The sequence below is a fragment of the Mesorhizobium sp. WSM4820 genome (genome assembly GCF_055811075.1).
This window is the reverse complement of record NZ_JBVVQN010000087.1, coordinates 1-491: the sequence shown is the minus strand read 5'-3', so window position 1 is coordinate 491 and position 491 is coordinate 1. Positions and strand designations below refer to the sequence as shown.

The 491-nt window shown below is 67.2% G+C and carries 1 protein-coding gene; it reads left to right on the top strand.

Translation table 11 applies throughout. The features are described from left to right. Positions 1–491 (top strand): IS256 family transposase (locus tag AC0L2R_RS33835; protein ID WP_473514122.1); only part of this gene is annotated, 491 nt, incomplete at both ends.

Sequence of the window (491 nt, the reverse complement as noted above, 5' to 3'; positions counted from 1 at the left end):
TCGGCGCTGGTCGAGATGTACGTGCAAGGCGTGTCGACGCGCAAGGTCAAGGCGATCACCGAGGAGCTGTGCGGCCATTCCTTCTCGGCCTCGACGGTGAGCGAGGCGACGGCGCGGCTGGATGAGGCGCTGAAGGCGTTCTTTGAGCGGCGGCTTGCCGAACCTTACCCGTACCTCATTCTGGATGCGCGCTACGAGCGGGCGCGCGAAGCCGGCGTGATCGCCAGCCAGGCGGTGCTGGTGGCGATCGGGGTCGACTGGGAGGGCCGGCGCCAGGTGCTCGGTGTCGAACTGGCCAACCGGGAAAGCCATTCGAGCTGGCGCGCGTTCGTGGCAGGGCTCAAGCAGCGCGGGCTCGCCGGCGTCGAGTTTGTCGTCTCCGACGACCATCCGGGGCTCAGGGCAGCGATCCGGGAAGTCCTGCCCGAGGCAGTCTGGCAGCGCTGTTACGTGCACTTCCTCAGAAACGCGCTCGATTATGTGCCGCGCAA